This window comes from Brevundimonas sp., from assembly GCF_032107865.1.
Lineage (GTDB): Bacteria > Pseudomonadota > Alphaproteobacteria > Caulobacterales > Caulobacteraceae > Brevundimonas.
The window spans coordinates 1-5492 of record NZ_DAMCNG010000180.1 but is presented as its reverse complement, the minus strand read 5'-3'; the positions used below and the strand labels follow the sequence as shown (position 1 = coordinate 5492).

Annotated in this window: 4 protein-coding genes; 2 read left to right on the top strand and 2 right to left on the bottom strand. The window is 68.2% G+C overall.

Translation table 11 applies throughout. The features are described 5' to 3' along the window. Together RT567_RS13070 and ligD are read left to right on the top strand one after the other, a co-directional pair. Positions 1 to 1492: alkaline phosphatase D family protein (locus RT567_RS13070; protein ID WP_313576746.1), on the top strand; the 1492-nt coding region annotated here is incomplete at its 5' end. A gap of 51 nt (positions 1493 to 1543) precedes the next feature. Further along, positions 1544 to 4075, top strand: a complete 2532-nt coding sequence (ligD, locus tag RT567_RS13065; protein ID WP_313576745.1) for a DNA ligase D — start codon at positions 1544 to 1546, stop codon at positions 4073 to 4075. 3 nt (positions 4076 to 4078) lie between these two features. Here ligD and RT567_RS13060 read toward each other — a convergent pair whose 3' ends face one another. Then, positions 4079 to 4912: a Ku protein gene (locus tag RT567_RS13060; protein ID WP_313576744.1), complete on the bottom strand. Its 834-nt coding sequence runs from the start codon at positions 4910 to 4912 to the stop codon at positions 4079 to 4081. A 95-nt stretch (positions 4913 to 5007) separates the two neighbouring features. Next, on the bottom strand, positions 5008 to 5492 hold a 485-nt coding region (locus RT567_RS13055), incomplete at its 5' end, for a cation transporter (protein ID WP_313576743.1).

Sequence of the window (5492 nt, the reverse complement as noted above, 5' to 3'; positions counted from 1 at the left end):
CTCGGTCGCCTGGCGCGTGTTGGACGGGGAAGGCGACCGCGTCGTCGCCTCGGGCCGGTTCGAGGCGGGGCCTGAGCGCGACTATACGGTCAAGGTCGACGCGGCGGGCCTGCGCCCCGGCCGCGACTATCGCTACGACTTCGCTGTGGGCGAGACGCGCTCGCCCATGGGTCGCACCCGCACCCTGGCGGCGGAGGGCGTCGCGCCGGTCAATCTGGCGGTGGTGTCGTGCCAGTTGCAGCCCGGCGGCCTGTTCAACGCCTATGAGGCGATCGCCGCCCTGCCGACCCTCGACGCCGTGGTCCATCTGGGCGACTACATCTACGAATATGGGGCGGACTCTGACGCCTATGGCATGGCGACCGGGCCGACACTGGGCCGCGTGCCCGAGCCGGCGCACGAGATCGTCACCCTGGCCGACTATCGGCTGCGCCATGCCCAGTACAAGCGCGACGCCGACCTTCAGGCCGCCCACGCCCGCGCGCCCTTCATCTGCGTCTGGGACGATCACGAGACCGCCAACGACGCCTGGCTGCACGGCGCCGAGAACCACCAGCCCGAGAGCGAAGGCGACTTCGCCCAGCGCAAGGCGGCGGCGCTGAAGGCCTATTACGAATGGATGCCGATCCGCGAGGCCGCGCCCGCCGCGCTGAAGGAGGCGATCCATCGCAGCTTCCACTTCGGCGATCTGGCCAGCCTGATGATGGTCGAGACCCGCCTGACCGGCCGCACCGAACCGTTGGCCTATGACAAGGATCTGACCGCCAAGGACGGCCCGGACGGCGAGCCGGTGCTGGACCTGGACGCCTTCCGCGCCAAGCTGAACGATCCCGCCCGCGATCTGATGGGCGCCGAGCAGCGCGACTGGCTGAAGCGCGAACTGGCCGCCTCCAAGGCCAAGGGCCGTCCGTGGCAGGTGCTGGGCAATCAGGTGGTCATGGCCCGTGTCGCCGGTCCCGACGTGTCGCGCACCCTGACCGAGGCCCAGGTTCAGGGCCTGATGGCCCAGATCCCCGAGGCCTATCGCGACCAGTTCGAACAGGCCTTGTTCCTGTTCAAGATGGGCCTGCCGTTCAACCTCGACGCCTGGGACGGCTATCCGGCCGGGCGCGAGCGGCTCTACGCCGCCTTCGTTGAGGCGGGGGTGCAGCCCATCGTCCTGGCGGGCGACAGCCACGCCTTCTGGGTCAATGAACTGAAGGACGCCGGCGGCGCGCGCCGGGCGGTCGAGTTCGGGACCAGCGCGGTCTCCAGCCCCTCGATCGGCGACGCCATCGGCGGTTTCCCCCTCGGCGCGGCGCTGATGCAGGCCAATGACGAGGTGCGCTTCTGCGACCAGTCGGCCAAGGGCTTCATCCTGCTGACCCTGACCGAAGACCGGGCCGAGGCGGCCTTGATGCAGGTCTCGACCATCTTCGCCAAGCCGTTCGACGTCACGACGCTGAAGCGCGTGGGCGTCCGTCGTGCGGATGGGACGATCACGGGCGTCTGATCGTCGTCGGTCTCCCGCGCAACGGTTTCCTCGTGGGCGGATTAATCGCCCATGCGCGGCGAGCTGAAGACCTATCAGGCCAAGCGGCGGTTCGAGCAGACGCCGGAACCCAAGGGCGCCAAGCGGGCCGGGGACGGCGCGCGGCGCTTCGTGATCCAGCGCCATGCGGCGACCCGACTGCATTACGACTTCCGCATCGAGGCGGACGGGGTGCTGAAGTCCTGGGCCGTGACCAAGGCCCCGTCGCGCGATCCGTCGGTCAAGCGCCTGGCGGTCGAGGTCGAGGACCATCCGCTCGACTACGGCGGGTTCGAGGGGACGATCCCGGCGGGCAACTACGGCGCGGGCACGGTGCAGCTGTGGGACGTCGGAACCTGGGAGCCGCAGGAAGCAGACCTCGCAGCCGCCTGGGCGCGCGGCCAGATCAAGATGATCCTTCACGGCGAGCGGCTGAAGGGCAAATGGGCGTTGATCCGGCTGAAGAGCGACCGGGGCAAGCCTTCCAAGCGCAACAACTGGCTGTTGCTGAAGGAGAAGGATGAATACGCTGTCGCCGGCGAGGGCGACGCCCTGGCCGAGATCGACGCCTCGGTGACGACCGGCCGCTCCCTGGCCCAGATCGCCGAGGGCGACGCGCAATGGACATCCTCCAAGCCGACCCGCCGCAAGGCGCCGCCCAAACCTGTAGCGTCCGGGGCGGTTTCAAAGACGAAGCGGCCGCACGCCTTCGTGCCGATCCAGCTGTGCAAGGCGGTCGATCATCCGCCCTCGGCGGCCGGTTGGGCGCATGAGATCAAGTTCGACGGCTACCGGCTGCAGATCGGCGTCGGCGGCGGCCAGGCGGTGCTGCGGACCCGCAAGGGCCTGGACTGGACCGATCGTTTCCCTGAACTGGCGGCGGATGCGGCCGGTGGGCCCGATGCGGTGATCGACGGCGAGCTGTGCGCCCTCGACGATGATCACATGCCGGACTTCAGCGCCCTGCAGACGGCGATATCCGAGGGGAAGGCGGGGCGGCTGATCTACTTCGCCTTCGATCTGCTGTTCGAAGGGGCGGAGGATCTGCGCAAGCTGCCGCTGTCGCACCGCAAGGCGCGGTTGCAGGCCTATATCGACCGTATCGGCGCCGAGGGGGCCGGGCGTCTGCGCTACGTCGAGCACTTCGCCTCGACAGGGCAGGCGGTGCTGGAAAGCGCCTGCCGGATGCATCTGGAGGGCGTGATCTCCAAGAAGCTGGACGCGCCCTATCATGCGGGCCGGTCGTCGAGTTGGGTGAAGTCCAAATGCCGAGGGCGCGACGAGGTCATCATCGGCGGCTGGTCGTCGGAGGGCGGCCGTCGATTCCGGTCGCTGTTGGTCGGGGTGCGCGAGACGGGCGGGCTGAAATACCTCGGGCGCGTCGGGACGGGCTTCGGCGAGGCGGCGACGCGGCTGCTGATCCCCGCGCTGAAGGCCGAGGCGGCGGACAAGAGCCCCTTTACCGGCGCAGGCGCGCCCAACGGAGACAAGGACGTTCACTGGGTGAAGCCGAGGCTGGTCGCTGAGATCGAGCACGGCGGCTACACTGAGGCCGGGTCGCTGCGTCAGGCGGCGTTCAAGGGGCTGCGCGACGACAAGACCGCCGAGGACGTCACCGAGCCACCCCAGCCGCCCGCGTCGCCGTCGACATCGAAAAAGGGCGGCAAGGTCACGGTGGCGGGCGTTGTCATCTCCAACCCTGACAAGGTGCTGTGGCCGGCGAGCGAGGGCCGTCCGCCCATCACCAAGGCCGACCTGGCGCGCTATTACGAGGCGGCGGCCGAGCGCCTGCTGCCCCATGTGGCTGACCGGCCCACGTCGATCATCCGCGCCCCGGAAGGCATCGACGGCGAGATCTTCTTTCAGCGCCACGCCATGACCGGATCGAACCCTCGTCTGAAATTGATCGATGTGAAGGCGCGCACCCCTTACGTCGCCGTGGTCGATGTCGGCGGCCTGGCGGCCGTCGCCCAGTCGGGCGGACTGGAGCTCCACCCCTGGGGCTGCAAGCCGGGCGATCCCGAGACGCCGGACCAGATTACCTTCGACCTCGATCCTGACGTGGGGCTGGACTTCGACGATGTGATCGCCGCATCCGGCGTGGTGAAGGCGAAACTCGAAGGGTTGGGCCTCAACCCTTTCGTCAAGACGACGGGCGGCAAGGGCCTCCATGTGGTCGTGCCGATCCGCGCTGACGGCCGTTCTCGTGTGACGTGGGATCAGAACAAGGCCTTCGCCAAGGCTGTGTCCGAGGCGATCAGGGCCGAGACGCCGGACCGCTTCACCACCACCCTGGCCAAGAAGGCGAGGGGCGGAAAGATCTTCATCGACTATCTGCGCAACGGCCGGATGGCGACCGCCGTGGCGCCCTGGTCGCCGCGCGCGCGGCCGGGGGCGGGGATCGCCCTTCCGCTGTCGTGGGATCAGGTGAAACCGGGACTGAGGCCTGCGGACTACAATCTGTGGGTCTGGCCCGAACTGCTTGAGCGGCCTGATCCTTGGGCCGATTTCCACGCCGCCGCCGTCAGCCTGAGGCCCGCCCTGCGCAAGATGGGCGTGGAGTGACGCTCAGGCCGACTTCTTGCGCGGCGCTGGCTTCTTCGCCGCCGGTTTGCGGGGCCCGCTAGCCGAGCCCTTCAGGCTGTTCTTCAGCGCCGCCATCAGGTCGATGACGTTGGTGTCGTCCGGCTCGGCCACGTCGACCAGGCCCTTGCCGCCCTTGGTCTTGGCCTTGATCATCTCGCGCAGGGCGTCGTCGTAGCGATCCTTGAAGGCGGTCGGGTCGAAGTCGGCCTCCTTCTGGGCGATGATGCGGGCGGCGATCTCGACCATGTCGGCGTCAGCCTTCACCTTGGGAATGTCGTCGAAATAGTCGTCGGCGTCGCGCACTTCGTCATGGGCGCGCAGGGTGTAGGCCAGCAGGCCCTTGCCGCGCACCTCCAGCGCCAGCTGGCGTTCCTTGCCGCGCAGGACAAGCTGGCCCAGCGCGACCTTGCCCTGCTTCTGCATGGCGTCGCGTATGACGGCGAAGGCCTCGACGCCCGCGCCCTTCTCGGGAACGACGAAGAAGGGATCGTCCCAATACAGGCGGTCGATGTCGGACTCGTCCACGAACTTGTCGATGGCGATGGTCTTGGTGCTGTCCAGCCGCACCTTGTCGAAATCGGCGTCGTCGAACAGGACGTATTCGTCCTTGGACACCTCATAGCCGCGCACCAGATGGCTGCGCTCCACCGGACCGGCGTCGGGGTCGGTCGGCACCATGCGGATGCGGTTGTGGGTGTCCGGATTGATCAGGTGAAAGCGCACGTCGGCGGCGCTGGTCGTCGCGGTGTAGAGCGCCACCGGGCAGGTGACGAGCGACAGTTTCAGGTGTCCTTGCCATGTGGGGCGAGCGGCCATGTCGGTTCTCCTCGACAGGCTAAATGCCCGGCGCCGACATATGTTCGCTGTCGCGGGCAAGCGCGGGAGCTCTCCGGCAGCTTGCCCGCGACGGTTCAGGTTTCGGCGTTCGCCTCAGTCTCTTGCGAAACGGGCCGGCTCTCACGGGCGTCCTTGAGGATGTCGACGCCGCCCTTCACCGCGATGGCCGCCACGATCAGCCCCACCACCAGGTCCGGCCACGCCTGATCCAGCGCCATGACCAGCCCCCCGGCGATCAGGATGCCGCCGTTCGAGGCGAAGTCGTTGAAGCTGAAGGTCTCGGCCGCGCGCATGTTGACGTCGTCTGTCCCCTGACGCCGGATCAGCATCAGGCAGATCAGGTTCACCACCGCCGCGATGACGGCCAGGCTCATCATGGTCCAACCGACCGGCTCCGTCCCGACGATCCAGCGCCGCCCCACGTCGATCAGCACCCCGGCCGCGAAGATCAGCAGCATGATCCCCGACAACCGAGCGGCGCCGCGCTTCCACGCCATCGCCCGCCCGACCGCCAGGAAGCTGATCAGATAGACGATGGCGTCTGATCCGTTGTCGGCGG

Coding starts and splice junctions, on each gene's coding strand:
- ligD (WP_313576745.1), top strand. CDS start 1,544: ATGCGCGGCGAGCTGAAGACCTATCAGGCCAAGCGGCGGTTCGAGCAG.
- RT567_RS13060 (WP_313576744.1), bottom strand. CDS start 4,912: ATGGCCGCTCGCCCCACATGGCAAGGACACCTGAAACTGTCGCTCGTC.